Here is a 15092-nt window from a genome sequence, read left to right as displayed (position 1 = left end):
CTCAGAACTCCCGCCAGGCCTCCAGTGCCAGGCCCGGTTCGTCCTTGCGGCGGGTGAGGAGGAGCCGGCCGGTGCTGGGCGACACCGTGGCGGCCACCACGCGGGCGCTGTCGTCCAGGGTGAGGGAGACCGTCGCGTCCGAGGGGAGTTGCGGGCCCGACTCCGTCCACCAGGCGCCGGCCGACTCCTGCTCCGTGGGGTACGCGGCGAAGGCGACCCGGCCGCTCGCCGAGCGCTGGGCGAGCAACGTACAGTCGTGGCCGTCGAGTTCGCAGCGGACGGCGGACACCGGACCGGGCCCCGTGGACGGCAGGAGGGTGACCGGCTTGCCGCCGGGGCGCCATGCGCACAGGTCGCCCGAGTCGTCGGTGTAGAAGCACGTCGTACGGTCGGAAGAGGTGGCGAGCGCGTGCAGGGTCCCCGGCCGCACCGGTGCCTCGACCGCCTCGTCCAGCTCCGGCACCGTCCCCGGCTCCCGCTGCCGCCAGTGCACGAGCCCGCCCGGCACCGCCGCGTACAGCTCCACGCACCCGGACTCCCCCGTCACGGCCGCGAGTCCGTCCTGGACCTTGCTGCCCTTGAGGTCGCGCCAGGGCTCCCAGCCGCCCTTCTCCTTCTGGGCGATCATGTTCACCCCCTGCCCCCGGTTGCGCACGAAGACATGGGCCCGGCCCTGCGCGTCGACCGCGACGGCCGGCGTGCCGGTGACGTCGCCCTTCTTGTTCGGGTGACCGATCGGGTTCCAGTCGAGGGCCGCGAGCCGGGGGCGGAAGTGGGTGGAGTGCACCAGGCCCGCCTCGCCGGAGACGGTGGGCCGCCAGGCCACCAGATGGCCGTAGAGGTTGTCGCCCTGCCCGACGGCGAGCGAGTCGAGCAGTTTCTGTTCCCCGCCGATCCTGCGCGGGGGCGTCCACGGTCCGCCGGGCACCCGCTCCGCCCGGCACAGGACGGCGTCGCCCGCGGGCAGGTAGACACAGAGCCGGCCGTCTCGGCCGCGCATGAGCCAGTCGCCGTTCACCGGTTCACTCTAAGCGCGCCGCCCGCCGCACGGTCACGCGGGGAGCGGCAACCGGTCGCCCGGGAACGATCTCGATGGGGCAGGCTGGTACCGGCACCAACCGCACGAGGCAACCTCCACACAGGCCACGTACGTACGAGAAGGAAGCCGACTCCATGACCGACAAGCGAACCGTCAGCGTCCTGGGCACGGGCATCATGGGCGCCGCGATGGCCCGCAACATCGCCCGCGCCGGACACACCGTCCGCGCCTGGAACCGCACCCGCGCCAAGGCCGAGCCGCTCGCCGCCGACGGCGCGCACATCGCCGACACCCCGGCCGAGGCGGTCCGGGATGCCGACGTCGTCCTGACCATCCTCTACGACGGCCCCACCACCCTCGACGTGATGCGCGAGGCCGCCGACGCGCTGCGTCCCGGGGTCGCCTGGGTGCAGTCGACCACCGCCGGCCTGGAGAGCACGGCGCGGCTCGCCGCGTTCGCCGCCGAGCACGGACTGGTCTTCTACGACGCCCCCGTGCTGGGCACCCGTCAGCCCGCCGAGGCCGGGCAGCTGACCGTGCTGGCGGCCGGGCCCGAGGAGGGCCGGGCGGCCGTGGAGCCGGTGTTCGACGCGGTCGGCGCGCGCACCCTGTGGACCGGCCGGGACGGCTCGGCCGGCAGCGCGAGCCGGCTGAAGCTGGTCGCCAACAGCTGGGTGGTGGCCGCCACCGCGGCGACCGGCGAGGTGCTGGCGCTGGCGAAGGCCCTCGACGTCGACCCGCAGCACTTCTTCGACCTGATCGGCGGCGGGCCGCTCGACATGGGCTACCTGCGCGCCAAGGCCGGCATGGTCCTCGAAAACCGGCTCACCCCGCCCCAGTTCGCGGTCACCACGGCCGCGAAGGACGCCCGGCTGATCGTGGCCGCCGGCGAGGAGCACGGCGTGCGCCTCGACGTGGCCGCGGCGAGCGCCGAACGCCTGGAACGCGCCGCCGCACAGGGCCACGGCGACGAGGACATGGTGGCGGCCTACTTCGCCAGCTTCGACGAGAAGCCGACCGACTGACACCCGACCGACGCACCGTGCGAACCTGACCCCATGAACGAGGACCGCAGACACGAGGGCCCCGCGGACGAGGGCTCCGGCAACGAGGGCTCCGTGGGCGAGGCCGCCGTGCGCCCCGAGACCCCGTTGCTGGTGATCGTCGACGGGGCCAACGTCGTCGGGTCGGTGCCCGACGGGTGGTGGCGGGATCGGCGGGGGGCCGCGGAGCGGTTGCGGGACCGGCTGGCGGTGGACGGGGTGCCCGGCCGGCCGGGGCCCGTGGAGATCGTCCTCGTGGTGGAGGGCGCGGCCCGCGGGCTGCCGGCCGTGCCCGGCGTACGGGTGGAGTCCGCGCCGGGCAGCGGGGACGACCACATGGTCGACCTCGTCGCCCGGGCGGGTGACCGGGCCATGCTGGTGGTGACCGCGGACCGGGAACTGCGCCGGCGGGTGCGGGAACTCGGCGCCGAGGTCGCCGGTCCCCGGACGGTCAGGCCCTGACGTCGGGCCCTGGCGTCAGGCCCTGGCGTCGGGGGCGGCGGCCGCGGGGTCGCGTCGTGCGAGGCGGCTGTGGGAGCGGCCGTAGAAGAAGTACACCGCGAAGCCGATCACCATCCAGATCGCGAACCGCAGCCAGGTCTCGGCGGGCAGGTTCAGCATCAGCCACAGCGAGGCCAGCACCGACAGGACCGGCAGCACCGGCACCCAGGGGGTGCGGAAGGAACGCTCCAGGTCGGGGCGGGTGTTGCGCAGGATGATCACGCTGATCGCGACGACGATGAAGGCGAAGAGCGTGCCGATGTTCACCAGTTCGGCCAGCTCGCTCAGGCTGGTGAAGCCGGCCACGACCGCGATGACCACGCCGAGCAGGATGGTGGACCGGTAGGGCGTGCGGAACGTCGGGTGGGTGTGCGAGAAGAAGCGCGGCAGCAGACCGTCGCGGCTCATCGCGAAGAAGACGCGGGACTGGCCGAGCAGCAGGATCATGCAGACGGTGGTCAGACCGACCGCCGCGCCGAAGCTGATCAGACCGGCGAACCAGGGATGCCCGGTGGCCTTGAACGCGTCGGCGAGCGGGGCGTCCACGGACAGCTTGCTGTACTTCTGCATGCCGGTCACCACGATCGACACGGCGACGTAGAGGGCCGTGCAGATGATCAGCGAGCCGATGATGCCGCGCGGCACGTCGCGCTGCGGGTTGCGGGTCTCCTCGGCGGCGGTGGCGACGACGTCGAAGCCGATGAAGGCGAAGAAGACCACGGAGGCGGCGGTGAAGATGCCCATCACGCCGAAGTTGGAGGGCGCCCAGCCGAACATCAGCTGGATCAGCGGCGCCTTGAGGTTCCCGCCCGCCTCCACCGACTGCGCCTTGGGGACGAACGGGTCGTAGTTGCCGCCCTTGATGAAGAAGGCGCCCGCGATGATGACGACCAGCACGACGGCGACCTTGATGGCGACGACGACGGAGGTGACCCGCGCGGACAGCTTCATGCCGATGACGAGGATGGTGGTGAGCACCAGGACGAGGGCGGCGGCGAGGATGTCGAAGCCGAACCCGGAGGCCCCGTCCCGGCCGCTGAGCGCCTCGGGCAGATGCCAGCCGGCGTTGTCCAGCAGCGAGTGGATGTAGCCGGACCAGCCGACGGCGACCACCGCCGTGCCGAGCGCCAGCTCCAGCACCAGGTCCCAGCCGATGATCCAGGCCGGCAGCTCGCCGAGGGAGGCGTAGGAGAAGGTGTACGCGGACCCCGCGACCGGGACCGTGGAGGCGAACTCGGCGTAGCACAGGGCGGCGAGCGCGCAGACGACGCCGGCGACCACGAACGACAGGGAAACGGCCGGGCCGGCGGTGTTCTTGGCGGCCGTGCCGGTGAGGACGAAGATGCCGGTGCCGATGATGACACCGACTCCGAACACCGTCAGATCGAGGGCGGACAGGGACTTCTTGAGGGAATGCTCGGGTTCTTCCGTGTCCTGGATGGACTGTTCGACGTTCTTCGTCCTGAACAGCGTGTTGCTCACGCCTACCTCCCACGCTTGCGAGACCCCGGTATGGCTCAACATGATCGAGAGGGCCGGGGATGCGTATGCCCCGGCACAGGCAGGTTCACGCAAACGGGCCGGTTCCGCCACCTGTAGGAGTGGCGGAACCGGCCCGTTGAAGGGGTCTTCTAGTCGCGCGCGGGCTCCACGGAGTCCACGCCGGCCGCCGTGCGGTCGAAGCGGCCGTCCAGCTTGGAGACCAGGCCGGTGACCTGGCGGGCGATGTCGGGGGCGGTGAGTCCGATCTCGGCCATGACCTCGGCGCGGGAGGCGTGGTCGAGGAAGCGCGGCGGAATGCCGAAGTCGCGCAGCGGCACGTCGACGCCCGCGTCCCGCAGGGCCTGCGCGATCGCCGAGCCGACGCCGCCGACGCGGGAGTTGTCCTCGACGGTGACGACCACCCGGTGCCGCTCGGCGAGCGGGGCCATGGCCTCGTCCACCGGCTTGACCCAGCGCGGGTCGACGACGGTGGTGGAGATGCCCTGCCGGTCCAGCAGCTCCGCGATCTCCAGGCACATGGGGGCGAGGGCGCCCACCGAGACCAGCAGCACGTCCGGGGTGCCGGTGCCGGGCTCGCGCAGCACGTCCATGCCGCCGACGCGTCCCACGGCGGGTACGGCGGGGCCGACGGCGCCCTTGGAGAAGCGGACGACGGTCGGCGCGTCCTCGACCTGGACGGCCTCGCGCAGCTGGGCGCGCACCTGGTCGGCGTCGCGCGGGGCGGCGAGCCGCAGGCCCGGCACGACCTGGAGGATCGACATGTCCCACATGCCGTTGTGGGAGGCGCCGTCGGTGCCGGTGATGCCGGCCCGGTCCAGGACGAAGGTGACCCCGCACTTGTGCAGCGCCACGTCCATCAGCACCTGGTCGAAGGCCCGGTTGAGGAAGGTGGCGTAGACGGCGAAGACGGGGTGCAGGCCGCCGTGCGCGAGGCCGGCCGCGGAGACGGCGCCGTGCTGCTCGGCGATGCCGACGTCGTAGATCCGGTCGGGGAAGGCGTCCGCGAACTTCTTCAGGCCGACCGGCTGGAGCATCGCCGCGGTGATGGCGACGATGTCCTCGCGCTCCTTGCCGAGCGCGACCATCTCGTCGCCGAAGACGGAGGTCCAGTCGGCGCCGGAGACCTTGATCGGCAGGCCGGTGTCGGGGTGGATGGGGCCGATGCCGTGGAAGCGGTCGGCCTCGTCCTGGAGGGCGGGCTGGTAGCCGCGGCCCTTCTCGGTGAGGCAGTGCACGATCACCGGGCCGCCGAAGCGCTTGGCGCGGGCCAGCGCCGACTCCAGCGCCTCGATGTCGTGACCGTCGATGGGGCCGACGTACTTCAGGCCCAGGTCCTCGAACATGCCCTGGGGGGCGATGAAGTCCTTCAGGCCCTTCTTGGCGCCGTGCAGGGTCTCGTACAGCGGCCTGCCGACGACCGGGGTGCGCTCCAGCACCTCCTTGGTGCGGGCCAGGAAGCGCTCGTAGCCGTCCGTGGTGCGCAGCGTGGCGAGGTGGTTGGCCAGGCCGCCGATGGTGGGCGCGTAGGAGCGCTCGTTGTCGTTGACGACGATGACCAGGGGGCGGTCCTTGGCGTCGGCGATGTTGTTCAGCGCCTCCCAGGCCATGCCGCCGGTGAGGGCGCCGTCGCCGATGACGGCGACCACGTGGTCATCGCGCTTCTTGATCTGGTTGGCCTTGGCGAGGCCGTCGGCCCAGCCCAGCACCGTCGAGGCGTGGCTGTTCTCGATGACGTCGTGCTCGGACTCGGCCTGCGAGGGGTAGCCGGACAGACCGCCCTTCATCTTCAGCCGGGAGAAGTCCTGCCGCCCGGTGAGCAGCTTGTGCACGTAGGACTGGTGACCGGTGTCCCACAGCACCTTGTCCCTGGGCGAGTCGAACACGCGGTGCAGCGCGATGGTCAGCTCGACCACGCCGAGGTTCGGGCCGAGGTGCCCGCCGGTCTTGGAGACGGCGTCGACGAGGAAGGTCCGGATCTCCTCTGCCAGCTGGTCCAGCTGCTCCAGGCTGAGCCGGTCCAGATCGCGCGGTCCCCTGATACGGGTCAGCAGCGGCACCCGTGCCTCCTTGCAGTAGAGCTGATCGAGCTGTTGCCGGGCTTGTCGAGTCTAATGTTCCGCCTGTGCGAGCGACGCCCGGCCGGTGCGTCGTACGTCACGCGATCGGCTCTACCCACGATCGCTCCTGCCTACGACTGCCTACGGCTGCATGCGGCTGCGTACGACACGACGATGCCCGGCACCTGTGCGGTGCCGGGCATCGGTCGGGGGTCGCTAGGCGCGACCGGCCGTCTTCTGCGTCCTGCGGGTGACGGCGTCGATGACGACCGTCGCCAGCAGCACGCCACCGGTGATCATGTACTGGACCGGCGAGGCGATGCCCTCCAGCGCCAGGCCGTACTGGATCGAGACGATGACCAGCACACCGAGCAGCGCGTTCCAGGTGCGCCCACGGCCACCGAAGAGCGACGTGCCGCCGATGACGGCCGCGGCGATCGCGTTCATCAGCAGGTCACCGCCGCCGGCGCCCTGGTTGGCGGAGGCGATCTTCGAGGCGATGAACAGACCGCCGATCGCCGCGAAGGTGCCGGAGATCGCGAAGACCGAGATCCGCACCAGCTCCACGTTGATACCGGCACGCCGGGAGGCCTCGACGCTGCCGCCGAGCGCGAAGATCTTGCGGCCGTACGGGGTGCGGCGCAGCACGAAGTCCGTGATCAGCAGGACGCCGATGAAGATCACGACGGCCAGCGGCAGGCCCTTGTACTGGTTGTAGACGATGGCCACGGCGAACGCGACGACCGCCAGCAGCGCCGTGCGCAGGATGGTTTCGCTCAGCGGCCGCGACGGCACGCCCGCGGCCTCGCGGCGGCGGTTGCCGAAGTAGGAGCTGAGGAAGTACAGCGCGGTCACGGCGATGGCCAGGCCGTAGGCGGCGGCGACGTCCGTGAAGTAGTACGTCGTCAGCTTGGCGACCATGCCGTCGCTCTTGAGGTTGATCGTGCCGTTGTCGCCCAGGATCTGGAGCATGAAGCCGTTCCAGAAGAGCAGACCGGCCAGGGTGACCGCGAACGCCGGCACACCGATCTTGGCGAAGAAGAAGCCGTGGATCGCGCCGGCGACCGTGCCGGTCAGGATGGCCAGCACGAAGGCCAGCCACTCGCTCATGCCGTGATTGATGTTCAGCACGGCGAAGGTGGCGCCCGCGACACCGGAGACGGAGCCGACCGACAGGTCGATCTCGCCGAGCAGCAGCACGAAGACGATACCGACGGCGATCATGCCGGTGCCGACCATCGTGATGGAGATGTCGGAGAGGTTGTTGGCGGTGAGGAAGTTCGAGTTCAGGCTCTGGAAGATGATCCAGATGACGGCGAGGCCGATGACGACCGGCATGGAGCCCAGGTCGCCGGCCTTTATCTTGCGCTTGAACTCCGTGATGTAGCCCGCGAAGCCCTGTTCGCGCACGAGCAGCCGGGGGTCGACGACGGTCGCGGCGCCGGCCGCGGCCTCGGGGTTCTCCACGACGTGCTCGTCCTCCGGGGTCCCCGGGGCGGCAGAGGTCTTGTCGATGCTCACTTCTTGATCTCCCCGGAGGTGCGCGCCGCACGACGGGTCACGGCGTTGTCCGTGGCGCCGGTGATGGCGGAGATGATCTCTTCCTGCGAGGTCGACTTGACCTCGAAGACGCCGTTGTTGCGACCCAGACGCAGTACCGCCACCTTGTCGGCGACGGCCTTCACGTCGGCCATGTTGTGGCTGATGAGGATCACGGCGTGACCGCGTTCCCGCAGCCGCTCCACGAGGTCGAGGACCTGGGCGGTCTGCTCGACACCGAGAGCGGCGGTGGGCTCGTCGAGAATGACCAGCTTGGGCTCACCGAGCATGGAGCGGGCGATGGCCACGGTCTGGCGCTGACCGCCGGAGAGCGAGGCGATCGGGATGCGGACGCTGGGGATGCGGATGGACAGCTGGTCCAGCAGCTCGCGCGAGCGGCGCTCCATCTCGACCTCGTCCAGCACGCCGTACTTGCGGACCTCACGGCCCAGGTACAGGTTGCCGACGACGTCGATGTTGTCGCACAGCGCGAGGTCCTGGTACACCGTCGCGATGCCCAGGTTCTGGGCGTCGTGCGGCCGGTTGATCGACACCGCCTTGCCGTCCCACTCGATGACGCCCTCATCGATGGGGTGCACGCCGGCGATCGTCTTGACCAGCGTGGACTTTCCGGCGCCGTTGTCGCCCACCAGGGCGACCACTTCACCGGCGTGGACCTCAAGCTCTACGTCGGTGAGCGCCTGGACGGCACCGAATCGCTTGGAGACCCCGCGCAACGCCAGCACGGGCGTAGCGGACACGTGAACCATCTCCTTCGCCGCCTGACCCGGCGGAAGGTAGTGCAGAAAAGTTGGGGGGGAGGCTGTTCCGTCCGGCGCCCCGCCACGAGCTTGCGGGGCTGTCTGATACGCGGGGCGCCGGAAGGAGCCTTCGGAGCGGGCGTCCCGTAGGGGAATTCAAGAGCGAATTCCCCCACCTGGGAAGGGACGTGCCGCTGCTTACTTCAGACCGACCTTGTCGCAGGCGGCCTTGTACTGGGCCGTGCAGATGTCGGCGACCGTGTAGATGCCGTCCTTGATGACGGTGTCGTTGATGTTGTCCTTGGTCAGCGAGTAGACCGGGATGATCTTCGCCGGGATGCCCTGGTTGGTCGGGCTGTCGACCTTGTCGGGCGCGACGGAGCTGAGGTCCTTGCCCTGGGCGATGTCGACGGCCAGCTCGGCGACGGTGTTGGCCTCGGTCGGGTAGGGCTTGTAGACGCTCATGTACTGCGTGCCGGTGATGATCCGCTGGACGGCGGCGAGCTCGGCGTCCTGGCCGGTGACCGGGACGTTGGAGATGCCGGCGGCCTTGAGGGCGGTGATGATACCGCCGGCCATGCCGTCGTTGGCGGAGTAGACACCGATGATGTTCTTCTTGCCCAGGGCCGAGATCGCCGCCTCCATGTTGGCGTTGGCGTTCTCCGGCTTCCAGTCCTTGGTGTCGTAGGACTTGCCGATGTTCACCTTGCCCTGGAGGACGGAGAGCGCGCCCTTCTTGAACTGGGCGGCGTTCGGGTCGGTGGAGGACCCGTTCATCATGACGATCTTGCCGGACTTCGCCTTGGAGCCGAGGGCCTTCAGCAGGGCCTCGCCCTGGGTCTTGCCGACGGTCTCGTTGTCGAAGGACGTGTAGCCGGAGATCGGGCCCTGCGCGAGGCGGTCGTAGGCGACGACCGGGATGCCGGCGTCCTTGGCCTTCTGGACCGAGTTCTTGATCGCCGCGGAGTCCACCGCGTCCACGATCAGCACGTCGACCTTCTGGGTGACCATGGTGTCGACCTGCTGCGCCTGGAGGCTCGCGTCCTGCTTGGCGTTGGCGTAGACGACCGTGCCCTTGCCGTTGGTGAGCTCCTTGACCTTCTTCTCGATCAAGGGCTTGTCGAACTTCTCGTAGCGCGCGGTCTGGTTCTCCGGGAGCAGGAGACCGACCTTGATGTTGTCGCCCTTCTTGGCGGACGACGACGAGTCCGAACCGCCGCCCGACTCCTTCGCACTGCCACAGGCGGCGAGGGAAACGGCCATCGCACCGGCTGCAACGGCGAACGCGGCACGACGCATACGCGTGTTCACTTCAGAAACCTCCCTGACGAGGCCGCGACGTTGCGGCCGAGGTGGCTGGAAGTCAACTCGGCCACACGTGCGACGTCAAGAAGTAAATCCTTAACGGGTTGGCAACGGTGCCATCCGTTCTCTAAGTGAAGGCAGGTGACGCCGCGTGCAGCGTGCCGTCCAAAAGGGTGGAATCGCCCATCTCGCTGAGTGCGAGAGCGAGCGCCCCGAGCACCTCCGCACGGCCTCCAAGTGCCCCCGGGAGAACGGAGAGTTGACGCGCCGCGCTGGGGATGGCGTAGCGGCCGACGGACTCCCTGATCGGCCCGAGCACCAGTTCACCGGCCTCGGCGAGATCACCGCCGAGCACCACCCGGCTCGGGTTCAGCAGGTTGCAGAGATTGGCGACTCCTGAGCCGATGTGGCGGCCGACGTCGGCGATCACCCGACGGCAGCCCGGGTCTCCGTCCCTGGCCAGCCGCACGACGCCTTCCATCGTCAGGTCGGTGCCGTGGCTGGACTGGAGCAGCGGCAGCACATAGCGCGCGGCCGCGAAGGTCTCCAGGCAGCCCCGGTTTCCACAGCGGCAGACGGGGCCGGACTCATCAAGAGTAATATGACCGATTTCTCCCGCTGTGCCACCCGGGCCGCGGTAGATCTTCCCGTTGATCACCAGACCGGCGCCCACACCGCTCGCGACCTTGATGTAAGCGAGGTCGCGCACGCCCCGGCCGCTGCCCCAGACCAGCTCGCCCAGGGCGCCGAGGTTGGCGTCGTTGTCCACGTGCACCGGCACCCCGAGCCGCCCCCGCAGCTCCTCGGCGGGCCGGGTGCCGGTCCAGCCCGGCAGGATGGCGGTGGAGCCCAGCGTGCCGGACTCGACGTCGATCGGACCGGGCACACCCAGGCCCACGCCGGCGATCTTCGACCGGTCCACGCCCGTTGCGCTGATCAGGCGATTGACCAGCTCCTCCGCCCGGTCGAAGCCCTGCGTGGAGGAGGCGTCCACGTCCAGCGGCTCGGACTCCTCGGCCAGCACCTGGTGGGCGAGGTTCCCGACCGCGACGCGCAAATGCGTGTGCCCGAAGTCGACGCCGATGACGATGCCGGCGTCCCCGCTCAGCGACACGCTGCGCGCCCTGCGCCCGCCCGCCGACGTGGGCGTGACCTCGACCGTTCCGCCGTCCTTGAGCTCGCGGACGATGTTGGAGACCGTCGCCGCGGACAGGCCCGTGGTCCTCGCGATCTCCGCCTGCGTGAGCGACCCGGCCAGCCGGACGGCCCGTACGACCCGCTCCAGGTTGGCTCGGTGCAGTGACGACTGCGACCCCGGAGTCTCCACGACGACCTCCTGCGCGCGGGACCGCATCGGTGAGGCCCCGTCTATGTCCAACTAGTGAACTCTAAGCTGAGCCGTTCGGGTTGCCTCCCGTCAAGAGGTTGAACTGTTTCGGGGCGCATGGGAACAAGCGTGCGCGCCGCCCCCCGGGACGGGAGCGGCGCGCGTTCGGGCGGCTGCGGAGCGCTACTTCAGGGTGGCCGAGGTCAGGCCCGCCTGGACCTGGCGCTGGAAGGAGAGGTAGACCACCAGCATCGGGATCATCGCGATGGTCACGCCGGCGAAGAGAACGGGCAGGTCGGAGGCGTATCCCTGCTGCTGTTGCAGCTGGATGAGGCCCTGGGTGAGGACGTACCGCTCCGGATCGCCGCCGCTCTGCGGCTGCATCAGGACCGTGGGCAGGATGAACTGGTTCCACTGGCCGAGCGTGTTGAAGATCCCCACGCTGATCAGACCCGGCTTGGCCATCGGCAGCATCACCTGGAAGAAGGTCCGGGTGTGCGAGGCGCCGTCCAGGATGGCCGCCTCGAAGACCGCCGTGGGCAGTGTGCGGAAGAAGGCGTGCATGAAGAAGACCGTGAACGGCATCGAGTAGGCGATGTAGACCAGGATCAGGCCCTGGTAGGTGTTGAGCATGTCCAGCCGCTTGACCATGAAGAACAGCGGGACGAGGGCCAGGAAGACCGGGAACATCGCGCCGGCGACGAAGAAGTAGTACAGCAGCCGGTTGCCCCAGAACCGGTAGCGGGCCAGCACGTAGGCGGCCATGGAGCCGAACAGCATGGTCAGCGGCACGGAGAAGACCAGCACGATGACCGTGTTGAGGAAGTAGTCGCCGATGCCCTTGTTCCAGGCCCGGCGGAAGACGCCGAAGGACCAGTTCTGCGGCCAGCCGAAGGCCGAGCCGCCGATCTGGGCGTCGGTCTTGAAGGAGCTGAACACCAGCCACAGCAGCGGCAGCACGATCAGCAGGGCCCACAGGGCGAGGAAGCCGTGCGAGAAGACGTTCAGGACGACGCCCTCGCCACGGCGGTCGCCCGGGCCGGCGGGTGCCTTGGTGACGGGACGCTCGGCGGGGGCCGCCGCGGGTTCCTTGATGGGTGCGCTCATCGTCGTATCTCCCGCTCAGAACTCGACGCGGTCGCGGCGGGTGACGCGCAGCATGACCACGGACAGGACCAGGGTGAGCAGCAGCATGACGACGCCCATGGCGCAGGCGTATCCGCTCTTGCCGAAGTACTGGAAGTTGCGCATCATCACCGTCGACATCACGTCGCTGTGGTGGTCGGGGCCGCCGCCGTACGCGCCCATGCTCGCGGTCATGGAGGACACCAGGACGAACATGTCCATCGCAACGATGCCCAGGTAGACCCAGGCGGTCTGCACGGTGTCCCACAGCAGCGGCAGGGTGATACGGAAGAAGGACTGGTTGCGGCCCGCGCCGTCGATCAGGGCGGCCTCGTAGATGTCCTTCGGAATGGACTGCATGGCGGCCGAGAACAGCACCAGGTAGAAGCCGACGCCGTGCCAGACCACGGCCGCCATCAGCGCCCACAGCACCATGTTCGGCTCGTTGAGCCATTCCACCGGATTGTTGGCGTCGACCAGGTGCAGTTTGATCAGAAAGCCGTTGAGCAGGCCGCCGCCGTCACTGCGGTACACCGCGTTGAACAGCACCGCGACAATCGCCAGCGACAGGACCTGCGGAAAGAAGTAGACGATTTTGTAGAACGTCGATCCGGCGACGCCCTGCACTCCGCCGGCCCGGCTGCGTCCGCCCGCGTTCACCATGAACGCGAAGAACAGCGCGAGCAGGATCGTGATGATCGGAATGAAGATCAGGAACAGGATGTTGTGCCAGATGGCCTGCATGAAGACGTCGTCCTGGAACAGCGCCTTGTAGTTGTCCAGGCCGACGAACTTGAAGGTCTGCGACTGGCCCTTCCAGTCGGTCAGCGAATAGCCGAACGTCTGGATGTACGGCCAGATCACGAAGATCAGATAGAGCGCCACCGGGACGAAGAGAAATCCGGCGACGAACCTGTACTGCCCTTTGCGCATTGGCGTCCCTGCCCCTGAAGTCCTTTCCCGGGCCGGACCGGTCCGGCCCGGGAAACGGCGTTGCGGTCAGTCCCGGTGGTTCTTCTTGGAGGCCGGGTCCTTGGCCTGCTTGTCGACCGCGGCCTGGCACCGCTTCAGCCATTCCTTGGGCTGGATGCGCTTGGACATCAGCTCGTTGGAGGCCGCCTGCAGGGCGGTGTCCATCTCGCTGTACCACTCGGTGTACAGGTAACGGAAGGTGTTGGAACCGGCCGCCTTGGACGCCTCGACCGTGGACTGGGTGCCCGGGCGCAGCTTGACGCTCGGGTCGACGCCGTCCTTGAGGATGGTGAGGGAGTTGGCCTCCTTGGCGAACAGCGTCGACCACTCCTTGGAGAGCATGCGCCGCATGAACTCCTTGGCCGCGGGCAGGTTCTTGGCCTTCGCCGGGATGATGAAGGGCTCGCCGGAACCGGCCCGGATCGCCTCGAAGGGCATCTTGCTGTCGGGCAGCAGCGGCATCGGCATGAACTTCATGTCGAAGTCCGACGGCGTCTGCTTCAGCTGCTCGTTCTCCAGCCAGGAGCCGCAGGTGATGAAGGCGGCCTTGTACTGGTTCCAGCGGGTCTGCGACTCGGTGTGGGTCAGGCCGTTGGTGCCGGGCATCAACAGGCCCTTCTCCACCACCTCGTAGATCGCCTCGACGGCCGCCTGGGCCGCGTCGGAGCCGACGAAGGCCTTGGGGTCGAGGTTGTCGATCGCCTTCATCGCGTCCAGGCCGCCGGTCTTGGCGATCAGGTCCATGATGGCGACGTTGATGTAGTACGGGTACTTGCCCTGGTGGGCGAGGCCGCCGATGCCCTGCTTCTTGGCGTCCTGGCAGACGGCGATGAAGTCGTCCCAGGTCTTGGGCTCCTCCCAGCCCTTCTCCTTGAAGAGCTTGCCGGAGTACCACAGGCCCCAGACCGTGTAGATGTAGTTGAGGGCGACGATCTTGCCCTCCTGCATGCCGGCGTCGAGCGTGCCCGGGATGATCAGGTCGCGCACCTTCTTGCTCGGGTCGTCGACCGCGGGCGCGTCCAGGACGGCGGCGAGGTCCAGCAGCTGGCCGTTCTTGTACAGCACGTCGACCTTGATCTGCTGGGCGCCGGAGTCGTCCACGATGTCCGGCGGGTTGCCCGCGTTGAAGCGGGGCTGGAGCTTGCCGGTGATCTCCTGGGTGCCGGTGTGGGTGGAGGTGATGCCGAGCTTCTGCTTGAAGTTCGCCTCCCACGCCTTGGCGTAGTCGTCGCCGTAACCGCCCTTGAAGACGACGACGTCGAGCTTGCCGTTCTTCTCGACGCCGAAGGGGTTCGACTTGGAGGTCTTGCCCTGGTCGTTGTCGCTCGAGTTGTCGTCACCCCCGCCGCCGCTGGCACACGCCGACAGGAAACTCATCGCGGGTACGGAGATCAGGCCGAGTGCGGCCGACCGCTTGATCAGATCGCGGCGGCCGACACCCGCGCTGCCGTTGTTCTCGGCGGAAGTGGATCCCATGCTCAAGTCCTCGCCTTCTCCAGGACTCAGGCGGTGAACCGGATCCTCGCCGGCACCGCGGTCAGGTCAAGCAGGGTCGTGCAGGATGTGCGGATCGTGTGATTCGCCGACAGGTATAGTCCACTTCCCGCCAACGGAGCAAGATCGAATGCAAAGTGGGCCACGGGTCTTTTCCGAGTTGAGACCTGGCGGAAATATGAGCCGCCTGTGGCCGCCTTGCCGGAAAAATCCGCGACATACACCCCGAATGCCACGAGCAACACCCTTGACATCACTGACCACTTGACCCACTACTGGTCACTGCGCATCGAAGTTGACAACGTTGTCCGATGGGCGCAGGGAGGGTCTGGTCCATGGGTTTCAGAAGACGGCACAGAGGCAGTCCGGCGGTCGTGATCACGGCCGCCTTTGTCATGGCGGTGGGCGCACAGGGGGCGGCCACCG

At 68.6% G+C, this 15092-nt stretch carries 12 protein-coding genes; 2 read left to right on the top strand and 10 right to left on the bottom strand.

Annotated features, from left to right (window positions below):
- Window position 1 precedes the first annotated feature (1 nt).
- Window positions 2-1018, bottom strand: coding sequence for a hypothetical protein (locus tag ACYF6T_RS12795; RefSeq protein WP_461696042.1), 1017 nt, complete (start codon window positions 1016-1018; stop codon window positions 2-4).
- A gap of 155 nt (window positions 1019-1173) precedes the next feature.
- Here ACYF6T_RS12795 and ACYF6T_RS12790 point away from each other — a divergent pair, with 155 nt between their 5' ends.
- Window positions 1174-2064, top strand: a complete 891-nt coding sequence (locus ACYF6T_RS12790; RefSeq protein ID WP_461696041.1) for an NAD(P)-dependent oxidoreductase — start codon at window positions 1174-1176, stop codon at window positions 2062-2064.
- A gap of 33 nt (window positions 2065-2097) precedes the next feature.
- Window positions 2098-2544 carry an NTP pyrophosphohydrolase gene (locus ACYF6T_RS12785; RefSeq protein ID WP_461696040.1) on the top strand — a complete coding sequence of 149 codons (447 nt, stop codon included), beginning with the start codon at window positions 2098-2100 and terminating at the stop codon, window positions 2542-2544.
- A gap of 15 nt (window positions 2545-2559) precedes the next feature.
- Here the strand turns inward: ACYF6T_RS12785 and ACYF6T_RS12780 are convergent, their stop codons facing one another.
- From ACYF6T_RS12780 to ngcE, 9 genes are all read right to left on the bottom strand, one after another.
- Window positions 2560-4065 carry an amino acid permease gene (locus ACYF6T_RS12780; protein WP_461696038.1) on the bottom strand — a complete coding sequence of 502 codons (1506 nt, stop codon included), beginning with the start codon at window positions 4063-4065 and terminating at the stop codon, window positions 2560-2562.
- A 149-nt stretch (window positions 4066-4214) separates the two neighbouring features.
- On the bottom strand, window positions 4215-6143 hold the full coding sequence (gene dxs / locus ACYF6T_RS12775) for a 1-deoxy-D-xylulose-5-phosphate synthase (protein ID WP_461696036.1): 1929 nt from the start codon (window positions 6141-6143) through the stop codon (window positions 4215-4217).
- A gap of 216 nt (window positions 6144-6359) precedes the next feature.
- A complete protein-coding gene (locus ACYF6T_RS12770; protein ID WP_461696035.1) occupies window positions 6360-7664 on the bottom strand; it encodes a sugar ABC transporter permease in 1305 nt (434 codons plus the stop codon).
- Window positions 7661-8452 carry an ATP-binding cassette domain-containing protein gene (locus ACYF6T_RS12765; RefSeq protein WP_208780943.1) on the bottom strand — a complete coding sequence of 264 codons (792 nt, stop codon included), beginning with the start codon at window positions 8450-8452 and terminating at the stop codon, window positions 7661-7663. Before ACYF6T_RS12765 ends, ACYF6T_RS12770 begins: the two co-directional genes overlap by 4 nt.
- Before the next feature lie 189 nt (window positions 8453-8641).
- The gene (locus ACYF6T_RS12760) at window positions 8642-9742 is read right to left on the bottom strand and encodes a sugar ABC transporter substrate-binding protein (protein WP_461696358.1); all 1101 of its coding nucleotides are present in this window, start codon (window positions 9740-9742) and stop codon (window positions 8642-8644) included.
- Window positions 9743-9875: 133 nt separating this feature from the next.
- Window positions 9876-11075 (bottom strand): ROK family transcriptional regulator, encoded by a 1200-nt coding sequence (locus ACYF6T_RS12755; protein WP_461696033.1) that lies wholly within the window; start codon window positions 11073-11075, stop codon window positions 9876-9878.
- Window positions 11076-11258: 183 nt separating this feature from the next.
- Window positions 11259-12182, bottom strand: coding sequence for a carbohydrate ABC transporter permease (locus ACYF6T_RS12750; RefSeq protein ID WP_461696031.1), 924 nt, complete (start codon window positions 12180-12182; stop codon window positions 11259-11261).
- 15 nt (window positions 12183-12197) lie between these two features.
- Window positions 12198-13133, bottom strand: coding sequence for a carbohydrate ABC transporter permease (locus ACYF6T_RS12745; protein WP_461696030.1), 936 nt, complete (start codon window positions 13131-13133; stop codon window positions 12198-12200).
- A 66-nt stretch (window positions 13134-13199) separates the two neighbouring features.
- Entirely contained in the window at window positions 13200-14648 is a 1449-nt protein-coding gene (gene ngcE / locus ACYF6T_RS12740) for an N-acetylglucosamine/diacetylchitobiose ABC transporter substrate-binding protein (RefSeq protein WP_461696028.1), read from the bottom strand.
- Window positions 14649-15092: the final 444 nt, after the last annotated feature.

The sequence above is a fragment of the Streptomyces sp. 7R007 genome, from assembly GCF_054850255.1.
The sequence above is the reverse complement of the archived record's forward strand: the minus strand, read 5'-3'. Positions and strand labels throughout refer to the sequence as shown.

Coding starts and splice junctions, on each gene's coding strand:
- ACYF6T_RS12785 (WP_461696040.1), top strand. CDS start 2,098: ATGAACGAGGACCGCAGACACGAGGGCCCCGCGGACGAGGGCTCCGGC.
- ACYF6T_RS12790 (WP_461696041.1), top strand. CDS start 1,174: ATGACCGACAAGCGAACCGTCAGCGTCCTGGGCACGGGCATCATGGGC.
- ACYF6T_RS12745 (WP_461696030.1), bottom strand. CDS start 13,133: ATGCGCAAAGGGCAGTACAGGTTCGTCGCCGGATTTCTCTTCGTCCCG.
- ACYF6T_RS12750 (WP_461696031.1), bottom strand. CDS start 12,182: ATGAGCGCACCCATCAAGGAACCCGCGGCGGCCCCCGCCGAGCGTCCC.
- ACYF6T_RS12765 (WP_208780943.1), bottom strand. CDS start 8,452: ATGGTTCACGTGTCCGCTACGCCCGTGCTGGCGTTGCGCGGGGTCTCC.
- ngcE (WP_461696028.1), bottom strand. CDS start 14,648: ATGGGATCCACTTCCGCCGAGAACAACGGCAGCGCGGGTGTCGGCCGC.
- ACYF6T_RS12760 (WP_461696358.1), bottom strand. CDS start 9,742: ATGCGTCGTGCCGCGTTCGCCGTTGCAGCCGGTGCGATGGCCGTTTCC.